10 protein-coding genes are annotated in these 14,993 nt (G+C 72.7%); 7 read left to right on the top strand and 3 right to left on the bottom strand.

All coding sequences use genetic code 11. The features are described from left to right. Positions 1-114: 114 nt before the first annotated feature. The 7 genes from ACFT5B_RS06015 (at position 115) to ACFT5B_RS06045 (ending at position 9,395) form a co-directional block, all read left to right on the top strand. On the top strand, positions 115-2,409 hold the full coding sequence (locus tag ACFT5B_RS06015) for an alpha-galactosidase (protein ID WP_386797074.1): 2,295 nt from the start codon (positions 115-117) through the stop codon (positions 2,407-2,409). Between the two features lie 202 nt (positions 2,410-2,611). Next, complete coding sequence (locus tag ACFT5B_RS06020) at positions 2,612-4,339, top strand: ABC transporter substrate-binding protein (protein ID WP_386797075.1); 1,728 nt, start codon at positions 2,612-2,614, stop codon at positions 4,337-4,339. 31 nt (positions 4,340-4,370) lie between these two features. Then, positions 4,371-5,360 (top strand): ABC transporter permease, encoded by a 990-nt coding sequence (locus ACFT5B_RS06025; RefSeq protein ID WP_386797076.1) that lies wholly within the window; start codon positions 4,371-4,373, stop codon positions 5,358-5,360. Between the two features lie 10 nt (positions 5,361-5,370). Beyond that, positions 5,371-6,348, top strand: coding sequence for an ABC transporter permease (locus ACFT5B_RS06030; protein ID WP_386797077.1), 978 nt, complete (start codon positions 5,371-5,373; stop codon positions 6,346-6,348). Then, a complete protein-coding gene (locus tag ACFT5B_RS06035; RefSeq protein WP_386797078.1) occupies positions 6,345-7,319 on the top strand; it encodes an ABC transporter ATP-binding protein in 975 nt (324 codons plus the stop codon). The genes ACFT5B_RS06030 and ACFT5B_RS06035 overlap by 4 nt, the downstream gene beginning before the upstream one ends. Continuing rightward, a complete protein-coding gene (locus ACFT5B_RS06040; RefSeq protein ID WP_386797079.1) occupies positions 7,316-8,119 on the top strand; it encodes an ABC transporter ATP-binding protein in 804 nt (267 codons plus the stop codon). The genes ACFT5B_RS06035 and ACFT5B_RS06040 overlap by 4 nt, the downstream gene beginning before the upstream one ends. A gap of 31 nt (positions 8,120-8,150) precedes the next feature. Next, positions 8,151-9,395, top strand: coding sequence for an ROK family transcriptional regulator (locus tag ACFT5B_RS06045; protein WP_386797129.1), 1,245 nt, complete (start codon positions 8,151-8,153; stop codon positions 9,393-9,395). A gap of 18 nt (positions 9,396-9,413) precedes the next feature. Here the strand turns inward: ACFT5B_RS06045 and ACFT5B_RS06050 are convergent, their stop codons facing one another. The 3 genes from ACFT5B_RS06050 to ACFT5B_RS06060 are packed head-to-tail and all read right to left on the bottom strand — an operon-like array spanning position 9,414 to position 14,691. Next, on the bottom strand, positions 9,414-10,892 hold the full coding sequence (locus tag ACFT5B_RS06050; RefSeq protein ID WP_386797130.1) for an aminoglycoside phosphotransferase: 1,479 nt from the start codon (positions 10,890-10,892) through the stop codon (positions 9,414-9,416). Beyond that, positions 10,892-12,688, bottom strand: a complete 1,797-nt coding sequence (gene treS, locus ACFT5B_RS06055; protein ID WP_386797080.1) for a maltose alpha-D-glucosyltransferase — start codon at positions 12,686-12,688, stop codon at positions 10,892-10,894. The genes ACFT5B_RS06050 and treS overlap by 1 nt, the downstream gene beginning before the upstream one ends. Then, positions 12,685-14,691 (bottom strand): maltotransferase domain-containing protein, encoded by a 2,007-nt coding sequence (locus tag ACFT5B_RS06060; RefSeq protein WP_386797131.1) that lies wholly within the window; start codon positions 14,689-14,691, stop codon positions 12,685-12,687. Before ACFT5B_RS06060 ends, treS begins: the two co-directional genes overlap by 4 nt. Positions 14,692-14,993 lie beyond the last annotated feature (302 nt).

Genomic DNA, 14,993 nt, shown 5'->3' on the forward strand with positions numbered 1-14,993 from the left:
CGCGGGAACGGGCCGTCGGGGAACGGCCAGGACCTGCGGCAATGGCAGGATACTTAGATCGGTGAAGAAAGCAACACCGGCGGCACCGCTGCCGCCGGGGACATGGAGGTTTCGATGGAGAACGCCCCACGCACGACCGTACGCGCGGGCGGTGGCACGCACACGCCGACCAGCGCGCCCGACCCCGAACTCGCGCCGGCGGACGCGTACCGCGGCGAGCGCGCCGTCCACCTGCGCGCGGGCGGGGTCTCGCTCGTGCTCGCGCTCGACGACGGCACTCGCCTCCCGCGCATGGCGCACTGGGGCGCGGACCTCGGCCCGCTCGACGAGGCCGGGCTCGACGCGCTCGCCGAGGTGACGCGCCTGCAGCCGATCGGGAACCCCGTCGACGGCGAGATGCTCGTGTCCGTCGTGCCCGAGCAGTCGTCGGGCTGGCTCGGGACACCCGGGCTCGCGGGCAGCCGGCGCGGCGCGGCCTTCTCGTCGCGGTTCGAGGTGGGCGACGTCCGGCTCGAGGAGGCCCCCGCCGGGTGGGTGCACCGCGTCGTCGTCGAGGCCGCGGACTCCGACGCGGGCCTGACGCTGGTCCTCGAGGTCGAGCAGGCGGCGTCGGGCGTGGTGCGCCAGCGCGCGACCGTGCGCAGCACCCCGGGTGACGCCGCGGCCGCGGACTACGGCCTCGAACGCCTCCTCGTCGCCTACGCGGTGCCCGGCAGGGCGGCCGAGCTGCTCGACTTCACGGGCCACCACCTGCGCGAGCGCAGCCCCCAGCGCACGGCGTTCACCCACGGCACGCACCTGCGCGAGAGCCGGCGAGGGCGCACCGGCTACGACGCGGCGTTCGTCCTCGCGGCGGGCACGCCGGGCTTCGCCCACCGGTCGGGCGAGGTCTGGGCCGTCCACACGGCCTGGTCGGGCAACCACGTGACGCTCGCGGAGCGGAACTATCACAGCGTCGGGCTGGTCGCGGGCGGCGAGCTGCTCCTGCCGGGCGAGGTCGTGCTCGGCGCGGACGAGGAGTATCGGGGCCCGTGGGTCTACGGCGCGTACGGCGTCGGGCTCGACGCGGTCTCCGCGCGCTTCCACGCGATGGTGCGCGCCCGCCCGAGCCACCCGCGCACCCCGCGCAAGGTCGTCGCCAACACGTGGGAGGCGGTCTACTTCGACCACGACCTCGGGCGCCTCACGGCGCTCGCGCAGGCCGCGGCGCGCGTCGGCGCCGAGCGCTTCGTGCTCGACGACGGCTGGTTCGGCGGGCGCCGCGACGACCGCCGGGCGCTCGGGGACTGGTTCGTCTCCGACGAGGTCTGGCCGGACGGGCTGGACCCGCTCGTCGAGGTGGTGCACGGCCTCGGGATGGAGTTCGGCCTCTGGGTCGAGCCCGAGATGGTCAACGAGGACTCCGACCTCGCGCGCGCCCACCCCGACTGGATCATGGCCCCAGGCACCCGGCTGCCCGGCCGCGCCCGCAACCAGCAGGTCCTCGACCTCGGCAACCCCGAGGCGTCCGCGTGGATCCTCGAGCGTCTCGACGCGCTGCTCACCCGCTACCCGATCGCCTACCTCAAGTGGGACCACAACCGCGACCTGGTCGAGGCCGGCCACGGCCTGACGGGGGTCCCGGGGGTGCGCGACCAGACGGTCGCCGTCTACGCGCTGCTCGACGAGCTCCGCCGGCGCCACCCCGGGCTCGAGATCGAGTCCTGCTCCTCGGGCGGCGGCCGCGTCGACCTCGAGATCCTCGCCCGCGCCGACCGGATCTGGGTCTCGGACTGCATCGACGCCGTCGAACGGCAGCAGATCCAGGGCTGGACCAACCTGCTCGTGCCCTACGAGCTCATGGGCGCCCACGTCGGGGCGCCCGAGGCGCACACGACCGAGCGGACGCTGCCGCTGTCGTTCCGGGGGGCGACCGCGCTGTTCGGACACCTCGGGATCGAGTGGGACGTCACCGCTGCCTCCGAGGACGAGCTCGAGGCGCTCGCGGGCTGGGTCTCCCTCTATCGCGAGCTGCGGCCGCTGCTCCACACCGGCGCGGTCGTCCACGCCGACCTCGAGGATCCCGCGTACGCGCTCCACGGGGTCGTCGCGCCGGACGGCTCGGACGCGGTGTTCGCGTGGGTCGCGACGGCGTCGTCGACGCAGGCGACGATGCCCGCGGTCCCGCTCCCGGGCCTCGACCCGGCGGCCGCCTACCGGCTCCGCGCGCTGCTGCCGGACGCCCCGGTCGAGGGCGTCGCGAGCCGCTGGGGGATCGACGTGCCGTGGTGGGGCAAGGCCGGGTCGGGGCGCGCGCGCGAGGGCGTCGTGGTACCGGGGGCGGTCCTCACGAGCGTCGGCGCGGCCCTCCCGGTGCTGTTCCCCGAACGCTCGGTGCTGCTCCGCGCGACGCGGGTCGACGTCGGCTGAGGGCCTCGCGGACCGTGGCCCGCGCCGCTCGCAGGCGTGGGTCACGGTCCGGTAACGATCGCCAGGGGTCTTGCCAGGGATAACTTCGATCAGTTACAAAAGTCCGGACGTCCGAACCAACGCACCGGCAGCTCGACGTGGATGCTGCCCGGGAGGACGCCCGAAAGAGCCACACGGCTGTGGCCCGAGAACAGGAGACACGATGAAGGTCCTCCGTCCAGGGCGCCGCGCACGGCGCCGCACCGTCGCGCTCGCGGCGATCGCCTGCTCCACCGCCCTCGTGCTCGCCGCCTGCTCCTCGGGCGGCTCCTCGACGCAGAACAGCACCGGGGGCGGCGGCGCCGGCAACGCCAAGAACTCGTCCATCACGATCTTCAACGGGTCGACCGGGACGATCACCGAGAACTTCAACCCGTTCATGTCCGGGACGGCGCTCCAGCCGACGCTCGGCGTGATCTACGAGCCGCTGTACTACTACAACCTCGCGACCAAGGCCGACCCGCAGCCGCTGCTCGCCACCGGTTACAAGTGGAACGACAAGGGCACCGAGCTCACGATCACCACGCGTGAGGGCGTGAAGTGGTCCGACGGCCAGCCCTTCACCGCGAAGGACGTCGCGTTCACGTTCAACCTCATCAACAAGACCCCGGCCCTCAACACGACGGGGCTCGCCGCGACGGCGAAGGCCACGAACGACACGACCGTCGTGCTGACCTTCAAGGAGAACTCCTTCACCCAGGAGCCGAGCGTCCTCGGCAACCAGGCGATCGTTCCCGAGCACATCTGGAAGGACATCGCAGACCCGACCAAGGACCCCAACGTCAAGCCGGTCGGCACGGGCCCGTACATGCTCAAGTCGTTCGCGGCGCAGAGCTACTCGCTCGAGAAGAACCCGAGCTACTGGGAGTCCGGCAAGCCGCAGATCCAGGAGATCCGGTACATCGCGCTCGACACCGCCGACGCCGCGTCCGCCGCGCTCACCGCGGGCCAGGTCGACTGGATGAGCTCGTACCTGCCGGGTCTCGACCAGCTCCTCAAGGGTCACAAGGAGCTCAGCTACGTCAACACCCCCGCGCTGACGACGTCGATCTTCACCTGCTCGAGCACCGAGCTCGGCTGCAAGGGCCCGCAGACCGACCCCGCCGTGCGTCAGGCCATGTACTACGCGATGGACCGCACGCAGCTCAACAAGCTCGCCGGCGGCGGGTTCGCGGGCGAGGCGTCGCCGACCCTCCTGCTCCCGGACCGCGACCAGGACTGGATCGCCGACCAGGCGAACGTCACCGCGCCGCAGACCGCGGACACGGCCAAGGCGAACGAGCTCCTCGACGCGGCCGGCTGGACGAAGGGCTCCGACGGCATCCGTGAGAAGGACGGCCAGAAGCTGTCGATGACCATCCAGACCGTGACCGGCTGGAGCGACTACATCTCGATCAACGACACGCTCAAGCAGCAGTTCAAGGCGGTCGGCATCGACCTCAAGCCGTCGCAGCTCGCGTGGAACGAGTGGAACGCGAACGAGACGCAGGGCAAGTACGAGCTCTCGCTCGACTCGATCGGTCTCGGCGCCTCGAGCAACCCGTACTTCACCTACCAGGGCAAGTACAACTCGGCGAACACCGCCAAGGTGGGCGACTCCGCGTCCGCCGGCAACTTCGCCCGCTACAAGAACGCGACGGTCGACGCGGCCCTCGCGGCCGCCGGTGCGACCAACGACGAGGCCGTCCAGAAGGCCGAGTACGCCAAGATCCAGACCGAGATCGTCAAGGACATGCCGTACGTGCCGATCTACCTCAACTCGACGCTCACCGAGTTCAACAACTCGCGGGCGACGGGGTGGCCGACGAACGACGACAAGTACGCGTTCGCGGCGACGTGGAAGGCCTGGGACAACGGCATCGTCCTGAAGAACCTCACGCCGGCCAAGTGACCGGGTCGGTGCCGAGGAGCGGAGCGCACGCATGAAAACGCTTGCCCGAAGGATCGGGTTCTACGTCATCGCCCTCTGGGCGGCCGTCAGCCTGAACTTCCTGATCCCCCGGCTGATGCCGGGGAACCCGGTGGACATCATGTTGTCGAAGCTGGCGCAGCACGGGCCCGTGACGCCCGCGACGCGCCACTCGATCGAGCTGCTCCTCGGCGCCGACTCCAGCCAGTCGCTGTGGTCGCAGTACGTCAGCTATCTGGGCCAGCTGGTCCACGGCGACCTCGGGGTGTCGGTCTCCATGTACCCGACCCCCGTGTCGACGGTGATCGGCCAGACCCTGCCGTGGACGGTCGGGCTGATCGGGATCGCGACCGTGATCTCGTTCGTGCTCGGCGTCGGCCTCGGCACGTTCGCGGGCTGGAAGCGCGGGTCGTGGCTCGACAGCCTCATCCCCGTCACGACGATGTTCCAGTCGATCCCGTACTTCTGGCTCGCGCTGATCCTGCTGTACCTGTTCGGCAGCGTGTGGATGATCTCGCCGCTCAACGGCGGCTACGACCCGTACACCACGACCCCGGGCTGGGACCCCGCCTTCATCGGTTCGGTGATCTCCCACGGGATCCTGCCCGCGGCGACCATCGTCGTCTCGTCGATCGGCGGCTGGATGCTCGGGATGCGCAACATGATGGTCTCGACGCTCGCCGAGGACTACATCGTCACCGCGGAGGCCAAGGGCCTGCGCTCGGCCCGGATCATGCGGACCTACGCGGCGCGCAACGCGGTGCTGCCGTCGGTCGCCGGCTTCGCGATCTCGCTCGGGTTCGTGGTCGCCGGCTCGATCGTCACCGAGGCCGTCTTCTCCTACCCGGGCATCGGGTCGGCGCTCCTGCAGGCGGTGAACTCGAACGACTACGCGCTGATGCAGGGCATCTTCCTGGTCATCACGCTCTCGGTCCTCGGCGCGAACCTGCTCGTCGACCTCCTGTACGCCGTCATCGACCCGCGCACCCGCCAGCGCGGCTAGGAGGCCCACCGTGTCCGTCACCCTCTCCGAGTCCCTCGAACCAGGCGCCGTCGAGTCGCGCGAGCACCTCCCCGGCCCGCGACCGAAGCGGAAGCGCGCGCGTCCCCGCCTGACGGCGAAGCTCGTCGTCGGTTCCTCGATCGTCGCCGCGATCGCCCTGTTCGCGATCATCGGGCCGTTCGTCACCCAGAACCCGTCGGCGATCTCCGACGTGGGCCTGCAGCCGCCCGGCGACGGGCACCTGCTCGGCACCACGCAGACCGGGCAGGACGTGTTCGCGCAGCTCGCCCACGCGTCGCGCGGGTCGCTCACGATCGGCGTCGTGGTCGGGGTCCTCACGGTGATCCTGTCGTCGCTGTTCGGGATCATCGGCGCCTACGCCGGCGGCGTCACCGACGAGGTCTTCAACCTGATCACGAACATCGCGCTCGTGATCCCCGGCCTTCCGCTCGTCATCATCATCTCGAGCTACGTCCCCAACAAGAGCATCTGGCTCATCGCGGTCGTGCTCGCCATCACCGGCTGGGCCGGGTCGGCCCGCGTGATCCGCGGCTTCACGCTGTCGCTCCGCGGCCGCGACTACGTGCTCGCGTCGAAGGTCGCGGGCGAGCGGACGTGGCGCGTCATCCTCGTGGAGATCCTGCCCAACCTCATCCCGCTGCTCGCCTCCCAGTTCATGTTCGCGATCATCTTCGCGATCCTCGGCGAGGCCGGGCTGTCGTTCCTGGGGCTCGGGGCGAGCAACTCGTTCACGTGGGGCACGATGCTCTACTACGCGCAGAACGGCCTCGCGCTCCGGCTCGGGGCATGGTGGTGGTTCATCCCGCCGGGCCTCCTGCTCGCCCTGTTCGGCGCCGCGCTCTCGCTCATCAACTTCTCGATCGACGAGGCCATCAACCCCAAGCTCCGCAGCCAGACGCGCTCGCAGCGCAAGCGCTGGCGCCTGACCGACGAGCAGCTCGAGGACGTCAAGGAGGACTCGCTGTGAGCGCCCCCACGCTGGACCGCGCGCGCGGTGCCGCACCCACCGGCCCCGTCGTGCTCACCATCGACGACGTGAGCGTCGACTACCTCGTCGACGACCCGGTCCACGCCGTCCGGAACGTCTCGCTCCAGCTCGCACGCGGGGAGGTGCTCGGCCTCGCGGGCGAGTCGGGCTGCGGCAAGAGCACGCTCGCCTACGCGGTGACGCGCCTGCTCAAGCCGCCCGCCGTCATCACCTCCGGGAGCATCGAGTTCCACTCGCGGGAGGGGTTCGCCGTCGACCTCACCGCCATGCACGGCGAGGACCTGCGCCAGTTCCGCTGGGACAAGGTCGCGATGGTGTTCCAGGGCGCGATGAACTCGCTCAACCCCGTCATCAACGTCCGGGCCCAGCTCGAGGACGTCTTCACGACGCACCGCCCCGAGATGAAGAAGGCCGAGCGACGCCGCCGCGCGGGCGAGCTCCTCGAGCGCGTCGGGGTGGACCCGGCCCGCCTCAAGGCGTTCCCGCACGAGCTGTCGGGCGGCATGCGCCAGCGCGTCATGATCGCGATGGCGCTCGCGCTCGAGCCGCAGGTCCTCATCATGGACGAGCCCACGACGGCGCTGGACGTCGTCGTGCAGCGCGAGATCCTCGACGAGATCTCCCGGCTGCGCGACGAGCTCGGGTTCGCGGTCGTCTTCATCACGCACGACCTGCCGCTGCTCCTCGAGATCAGCGACCGGATCGCCGTGATGAAGGAGGGGCGGATCGTCGAGCTCGCGGACGCCCGCACCCTGTACACCCAGCCGCAGCACGAGTACACGCGCACCCTGCTGAGCTCGTTCCCCAGCCTGACGGGGGAGCGGGGCGGGTTCGTGCGGACGGGTGTCGACACCACCGTGCGCGCCGCAGCAGCCTCGTCCGACGCGGACGAACCGACCCCGGGCGCCGGCACGGCCCCGACCGACGACGCCGAGGAGGCGGACGCATGACCACCCTCGAGCTCCGCGGAGTCACGAAGGACTACCACGTGCGCGGGGGCGGGGGGAGCAAGACGCTGCGGGCCGTCGACGACGTGTCCCTGGTCCTGGAGCCCGGGCGCACCATCGCCCTCGTCGGGCAGTCCGGGTCGGGCAAGTCCACGATCGCGAAGATGCTCCTCCAGCTCGAACGGCCCACCTCGGGCCAGATCCTCGTCGACGGCAAGCCCGTGCCGCGCAGCCGGCGCGGGCGCCACGCCTACCGCGGCCAGGTGCAGATGGTCTTCCAGGACCCGTTCGCGTCGCTCAACCCGTACCACTCGATCGGGCACCACATCGCCCGGCCGGTCCAGCTCCACCAGCCGGGGCTCGGGCGGGCGGAGGTCGAGGCGCGCGTCCACGACCTCCTCCACCGGGTACGGCTCGACCCCGCCGAGACGTTCGCGGCCCGGCGGCCGCACGAGCTGTCGGGCGGGCAGCGGCAGCGCGCCGCCATTGCCCGGGCCCTTGCGCCGTCTCCCGGTATCCTCGTCGCGGACGAGCCGGTGTCCATGCTCGACGTCTCCATCCGCCTCGGCGTGCTCAACCTGCTGGGCGACCTGCAGCGGCAGGAGAACCTCGGGGCCCTGTACATCACGCACGACCTCGCCACGGCACGGCACTTCTCCGACGAGATCCTCGTGATGTACAAGGGGGTCATCGTCGAGCGCGGACCGGCCGACGACGTCATCCTGAACCCACAGCACGAGTACACCCGCCTGCTCGCCGCGGCGGCGCCCAACCCGGAGCGCCGGCTCGCGGAGCTCGCCTGAGCCGCCGGGGACGAAGGGAGCTCCCGTGTCGATGCCGGCGGCGGGGTCGGTCTCGACCCACGCGAACAGCCGCTCCGTGATCCTGGACGCCGTCCGCGCGGCCGGGACGATCAGCAGGGTCGAGCTCGTCCGCGGGACGGGGCTGACCGGGGCCACCGTGTCCACGGTGGTCCGTCGGCTCATCGACGACGGGCTGGTCACCGAGGTGGGGACCGCGGAGTCGACGGGCGGCAAGCCGCGCACGATGCTGCGCCTCGACCCGACCGCGCGCTACGCCGTCGGGGTCCACCTGGACCACGGCAGCGTCACGTACGTCGTGACCGACCTCGGGGGCGACATCGTGGCGCGGACCCGCCGGGCCGGCATCGGCTCGGCGGGGCCCGTCGAGGTCGTGGCCCGGATGACGGGCGAGATCGGGGCCGTGATCTCGGCGGCCGGCGTCGCCCGGGACCGCGTGCTGGGCGTCGGCGTCGGGATGCCCGGGCCCGTGTTCCAGGGTGCGGGGGCGTTCACGCCGCCCACGCTCGCGGACTGGTCCGACTTCCCGCTCGCCCAGGCGCTCGAGCGGTCCATCGGCCTGCCGACGCTCATGGACAACGACGCGACCGCCGGCGCGCTCGGGGAGCACTGGGCTCGCGCCGTCCCCGGGTCGGTGTGCCTCGCCGCGGTCTACATGGGCACAGGCATCGGGGGAGGCGTGGTGGTGGGCGGGATGCCGTACCGCGGCGCGAGCGGCAACACCGTCGAGCTCGGGCACATCTGCGTCGACCTCGACGGCCCCGAGTGCTGGTGCGGCAACCGCGGGTGCGTCGAGATCCTCGCCGGCCCGGCGACCGTCGTCGCCACCGCGCGCGAGCGCGGCCTGCTCGACGCCCCCGGCACGGGCGCCTCGGTGACGGGCGACTTCGCGGCCGTGGCGCGGCTCGCGCTCCAGGGCGACGACGCCGCGCTCGCGCTGCTCGAGGACTCCGCGCGCTACGTCGCGGTCGCCGCGCACACGGTCGCCACCATCATGGACACCGACCACGTCGTGCTCACGGGGCCGTCGTTCGGCGTCGCCGGGTCGGTGTACCTGCCGGTCGTGCGGCGCGAGCTGGAGAACCGCTACTTCGCACGTGGGAACCACCCCGTCGGCGTGACGATCTCGCCGCACGCGTACGAGGCCGCCGCCGTGGGCGCCGCCGCGATGGTCCTGCAGTCGGAGCTCGTCCCGCGGCAGTCGAGCGTCGTGCTCCCGGCGTCCGCGCCCGAGACGCGGGCGGCCGCGCGCCGCTGACGGCTGGGGCCGGGCCGCTCAGCCGGCCGCGCGCTCGAGGATCCGGTCCACGCCGGCGAGCGGGATACCGACCCAGTCGGGCCGGTTCCGCACCTCGTAGACGACCTCGTAGAGCGCCTTGTCCAGCTCGAGCGCGGCCAGCAGGTCGTCCTGCGCACCCGCGCCCGGGGGCGGGGAGGCCGGGTCGTCGCCCCGCCCGGCCCGGTACGCGGCCCAGAACGCGTCGCGCGCCTCGGCCGCCCAGCGCGACGTGTGCGCCCGCCCGACGGCGGCGGCGTAGTCGAACGACCGCAGCATCCCTGCGGCGTCGCGCAGCGCCAGGTCCGGCCGGGTGCGCTCCGCGACCGGGCGCAGCGGCTCGCCCTCGAAGTCGAGCACCCGCCAGCCGTCCGCGCCGTGCAGCACCTGCCCGAGGTGCAGGTCGCCGTGGATCCGCTGGAGGCGCGGCAGCGCGTGCCGGTCGCCCGACGCCGCGAGCGCCGCCTCGGCGCGCGCGTGCACGACCGCGATCCCCGCCTCGCGTCGCGCCAGAGTCGGGGCCTCGCCGACGGCCCGCACCGCGCGGGCCCGCAGGTCGTCGACCAACCACGCCCCGTCGACGGCCGGTCCCGTGCCGTACGCCCGGCGGAGCGCCGCGTGCAGCTGCGCGACGAGCGTGCCGAGCGCGGCCGCGTGGCCCGCGAACGACTCCGCCCGGCCCGCGAACGCGCACGCGAGCTCGAACCCGTCGTCGGCGCGCGGCACGAGCTCCGACAGGATCGCGAGGTGCAGCTCGGCGGCCTGGGCGGCCGACGCCGGGGCGTCGACCGACCACCACGCGAGCGGGCGCGGGACGCCGTGCCAGCCCGCCCGGGCCAGCGCGCGCGGCACGTCGAGGTCGGGATTGGGCCCCGGCGCGACCGTCCGCAGGACCTTGAGGATCGCGCCGCCCGCCACCTGCGGCATGACGACCGACGTGTTCGACTGCTCACCCGCCACCACGCGGGCCCCCGTGAGGTCCGGGCCGTCCGCACCCCCGGGACCGGGCCGCGGCGACCAGCCTGCGCCGTCCTCCCAGCGCGCGCCCCGGAGGACAGCCGCCCAGAACGCCCGGTGTCGTGCGCCGTCGTGCACGAGGTAGCGCAGGCCCTCGCGGACGAGCGAGCCGACGGCGCTCCCGGGCGGCGTCCGACCGTCCGGGGGCGCCGGCTCGACGACCACCGGCACGTGCAGGAGCGGGGCGTCCGGCGAGGCCGCCGACGGGACCGGTGCGCCGTCGTCGTCGGCACGCTCGACCGCGACGAGGAGGGACACGACCCCCGGGCCAAGCGGCACCGTGCGCACCAGCCGGACGCGCGTGGCCACGCCCTTGACCGGGTACCAGCGCTGGGCGGGGAGCCACGGTGCGAGCACGCCGACGACGGCCGTGGCCCCGACCGGGCCCAGGACGGTGTCGTCGGGCCCGGTCGGCGACGCCGACGGTGCGGTCGGGCCCTGCGGCCCGGGCTGCTGGTGCATCACGGCAGCGGCGCCTCCTGTCGCGGGTCGGTGAGCACGAGCCAGTAGAAGTCGCGCGAGCCGAGGGTCACGTCGACGCGCCCGTCCTCGCCGACCGCCGGGAAGGCGGCCCCGCCGAACACGTCGGCGAGGAGCGCGCCGGCGTGCCCCGGCAGCCGCAGCGTCGCGGCCGACGCCGTCGACGACAGGTTCGCCACGCACAGGATCGTCTCGTCCCCGCTGGAGCGGAGGTACGCGAGGACCGACTCGCGCGTCGTCGGGACCTGGGTGTAGGACCCCACGCCGAACGCGCGGTGCTGCCGCCGGACCTTGAGCATGCCGTGCAGCCAGTGCAGCAGCGACGTGGGCTGCGCGAGCTGCGCCTCGACGTTGGTGTGCGCGTAGTGGTGCACGAGCGACTGGACGAGCGGCAGGTAGACCTTGCCCGGGTCGGCCGTCGAGAAGCCGGCGTTGCGGTCGGGCGTCCACTGCATGGGCGTGCGGACGGCGTCGCGGTCCGGCAGCCAGATGTTGTCGCCCATCCCGATCTCGTCGCCGTAGTACAGGCACGGGCTCCCGGGCAGGCTGAGGAGCAGCGCGTGCGCGAGCTCGATCTCCTTGCGGGAGTTGTCGAGCAGGGGGGCGAGGCGCCGTCGGATCCCGACGTTCGCGCGCATGCGCGGGTCCTTCGCGTACCAGCCGTACATGGCGGCACGCTCCTCCGTCGAGACCATCTCGAGCGTGAGCTCGTCGTGGTTGCGCAGGAACGTGCTCCACTGGCCGCTGCCCGACGGGACCTCGGGGGTGTCCGCGAGGATGTCGACGAGCTGGGCCTGCCGCTGGTCCTTGATGGCGTAGAAGATCCGCGGCATCACGGGGAAGTGGAAGCACATGTGGCACTCCGGCTCCTCCTCCGTGCCGAAGTACTCGACCACCTCGTTCGGCCACTGGTTCGCCTCGGCCAGCAGGATGCGGCCCGGGAACTCCGTGTCCACCATCTTCCGGACGCGGCGCAGGAAGGCGTGCGTCTCGGGCAGGTTCTCGCAGTTCGTGCCCTCGCGCTCGAACAGGTACGGCACCGCGTCCAGCCGGAACCCGTCGACGCCCACCTGCAGCCAGTACCGGGCGACGTCGATCATCGCGTCCTGCACGTGCGGGTTGTCGAAGTTGAGGTCGGGCTGGTGGGAGAAGAACCGGTGCCAGAAGTACTGGCGGCGCACCGGGTCGAAGGTCCAGTTGCTCGTCTCGGTGTCCGTGAAGATGATCCGGGCGTCCGGGTAGCGGGTGTTGTCGTCGCTCCACACGTAGAAGTCGCCGTACGGCCCGTCCGGGTCGTTGCGGGACGCCTGGAACCACGGGTGCGCGTCGCTCGTGTGGTTCATCACGAGGTCGATGACGATGCGGATGCCCCGCTCGTGCGACTTCTCGACGAGCTCCAGGAAGTCCGCCATCGTGCCGAACTGCGGCGCGATCGCCGTGTAGTCGGAGATGTCGTAGCCGCCGTCGCGCAGGGGCGACGGGTAGAACGGCGGCAGCCAGAGGCAGTCGATGCCGATCCACTGGAGGTAGTCGAGTCGCTCGATCAGCCCGCGCAGGTCGCCCGTGCCGTCGCCGTCGGCGTCCGAGAACGCGCGCGTGATGACCTCGTAGAAGACCGCCGTCTTGTACCACTCGGGGTCCTCGGACAGGCCGTGCCGCTCGAGGCCCGGCGGGTGGGGCTGCTGCGCCGGCGGGAGCGCCCACGTCGGGATGGGCGCCGTCGGCGGCGCCGAGACGAGGTGCTGGGGCGTCATGCCCGTCGTGCCGTCCGGGGTCATGAGGCCCTCACGTGCACGACGTGCGCCACCTGGACGGTCGGGTCGAGCCGGACGTAAGCGTTCTTGCCCCACGCGAACGTCGCCCCCGACAGCTCGTCGTGGGCCTCGAGGACGGGGAACCACGGATCGTCGCGGCGTCTGTCCTCGGGGACGCCCAGGGCGTCGAGGTCGAGGAACACCGTCGTCTCCTGGACGTGGTGCGGATCGAGGTTCACGACGACGAGCACCGTATCGCCGACGGCGTCCGCGCGCGTGCCCGTGCTCGCCCCCGACTCCGACGACGGCGGCAGGCGGCGCGAGAACGCGAGGACCTGGTCGTTCGCCGTCGGGTGGACGGTGAGGTTGCGGAGCTGGCGGAGCGCCGGGTGCTCGCGGCGCACCTCGTTGAGCCGGCCGAGCAGCAGCGCGATGCCCAGGTCGTCGCTGCGCGACCAGTCGCGCGGCTTGTACTCGTACTTCTCGTTGTCGATCTGCTCCTCGACGCCCGGCCGCGGCACGTTCTCGACGAGCTCGTAGCCCGAGTAGACGCCCCACGTCGGCGACCCCGTCGCCGCGAGGACCGCCCGCACCGCGAAGCCCGCCACTCCGCCCTGCTGCAGGTACGGGGGGAGGATGTCGTGCGTCGTCGGCCAGAACGACGGCCGCATCACGGAGCCCAGCGGCCCCGACACCTCCTCGAGGTACTCCGCGAGCTCGTCGCGCGTGTTGCGCCACGTGAAGTACGTGTACGACTGGTGGAAGCCGACCGTCGCGAGGGTCCGCATCATCGCCGGCTTGGTGAACGCCTCGGACAGGAACAGGACCTCCGGGTTCGTGCGGCGGAACTCGGCGAGCAGGCGCTCCCAGAACGGCAGCGGCTTCGTGTGCGGGTTGTCCACGCGGAACGCCGTGACGCCCGCGTCGACCCACACCCGCAGCACCCGCAGGATCTCCTCGTAGATCCCCTCCGGGTCGTTGTCGAAGTTCAGGGGGTAGATGTCCTGGTACTTCTTGGGCGGGTTCTCCGCGTACGCGATGCTGCCGTCCACGCGGCGCGTGAACCACTCGGGGTGCTCCGTGACCCACGGGTGGTCCGGCGAGCACTGCAGGGCGACGTCGAGCGCCACCTCGAGCCCCAGGTCGCGCGCCTTGCGGACGAGCGCGCGGAAGTCGTCGAAGGTGCCGAGGTCCGGGTGGATCGCGTCGTGGCCGCCGTCGGGGGAGCCGATCGCGTACGGCGAGCCCGGGTCGCCCGGCTGGGGGGTGAGCGAGTTGTTGCGGCCCTTGCGGAACGTCGTACCGATCGGGTGCACCGGCGTCAGGTAGACGACGTCGAAGCCCATCGCGGCGATCGCGGGGAGCCGCTTCGACGCCGTCGCGAACGTCCCCGAGCGCCACGAGCCGTCGCGCGCCTGCTTCGCGCCCTCCGAGCGGGGGAAGAGCTCGTACCAGGAGCCCGCGAGCGCCAGCGGGCGGTCCACGACGAGCGGGTACGTGTCCGACGGCGAGACCAGGTCGCGCAGCGGGTGGTGCGCGAGCGCGGCCAGGACCTGGTCGCTGGTGGCGGCCGCGAAGCGGACCTCGGGCGGCAGTCCGGCGTCGGCCAGCGCGGAGGCCGCGGCCCGCAGCACCTCCTGCTCCGCGCCGGGGCGCCCCGGGACGGCCAGGACGCGCTCGAACAGGGCGGCGCCCTCCGCGAGCATGAGCTGGACGTCGATGCCCGCGGGGATCTTGATGCCCGCGTCGTGGCGCCACGTCGCGTACGGGTCCGACCAGCCCTCGACGCGCAGCCCCCACGTGCCCGTCTCGTCCGGCGACACGAAGCCGCGGAACCGGTCCAGCCCGGGGGCGACGTCGACCATCGGCGAGGTGAACCGGTCCTGCCCGTCGGGGCCGACGAGGACGGCCGTGGCGGCGACCGCGTCGTGCCCCTCGCGGAAGACCGTCGCCTCGACCGGGACGAGCTCGCCGACCGCGGCCTTCGCCGGCCAGCGGCCCTCGGCGATCGTTGGGGAGACCTCCACGACGGGGATCCGCCCGACGCCCGGGGCTCCCGTGACGGTCGTGCCCTGCGGGAATCCGACCGGCGCCGTGGGGACGGTCGCCGTCGTCGAGGGCTCGGGAGTCGTCGAGCGGGCCGCAGCCGTGCGCGCCGAGCTGGACCGGGCGGCGCGGGTGCGCGTGGCCGGGGCGGAGGCCGAGCGGGTGCGGCGGGTCGTGGCTGGTGCCGCGGGATAGGTCGAAGGGGTCGGCGGGTCGACGGGGTTCGTGGGGGAGGCGCTCGCGGCGGCGTCGGTGTCGCGGGTCGCGGCGGCTGACGGCCGGG

This window comes from Luteimicrobium sp. NPDC057192 (assembly GCF_042670205.1).
Classification (GTDB): Bacteria; Actinomycetota; Actinomycetes; order Actinomycetales; family Cellulomonadaceae; genus Luteimicrobium.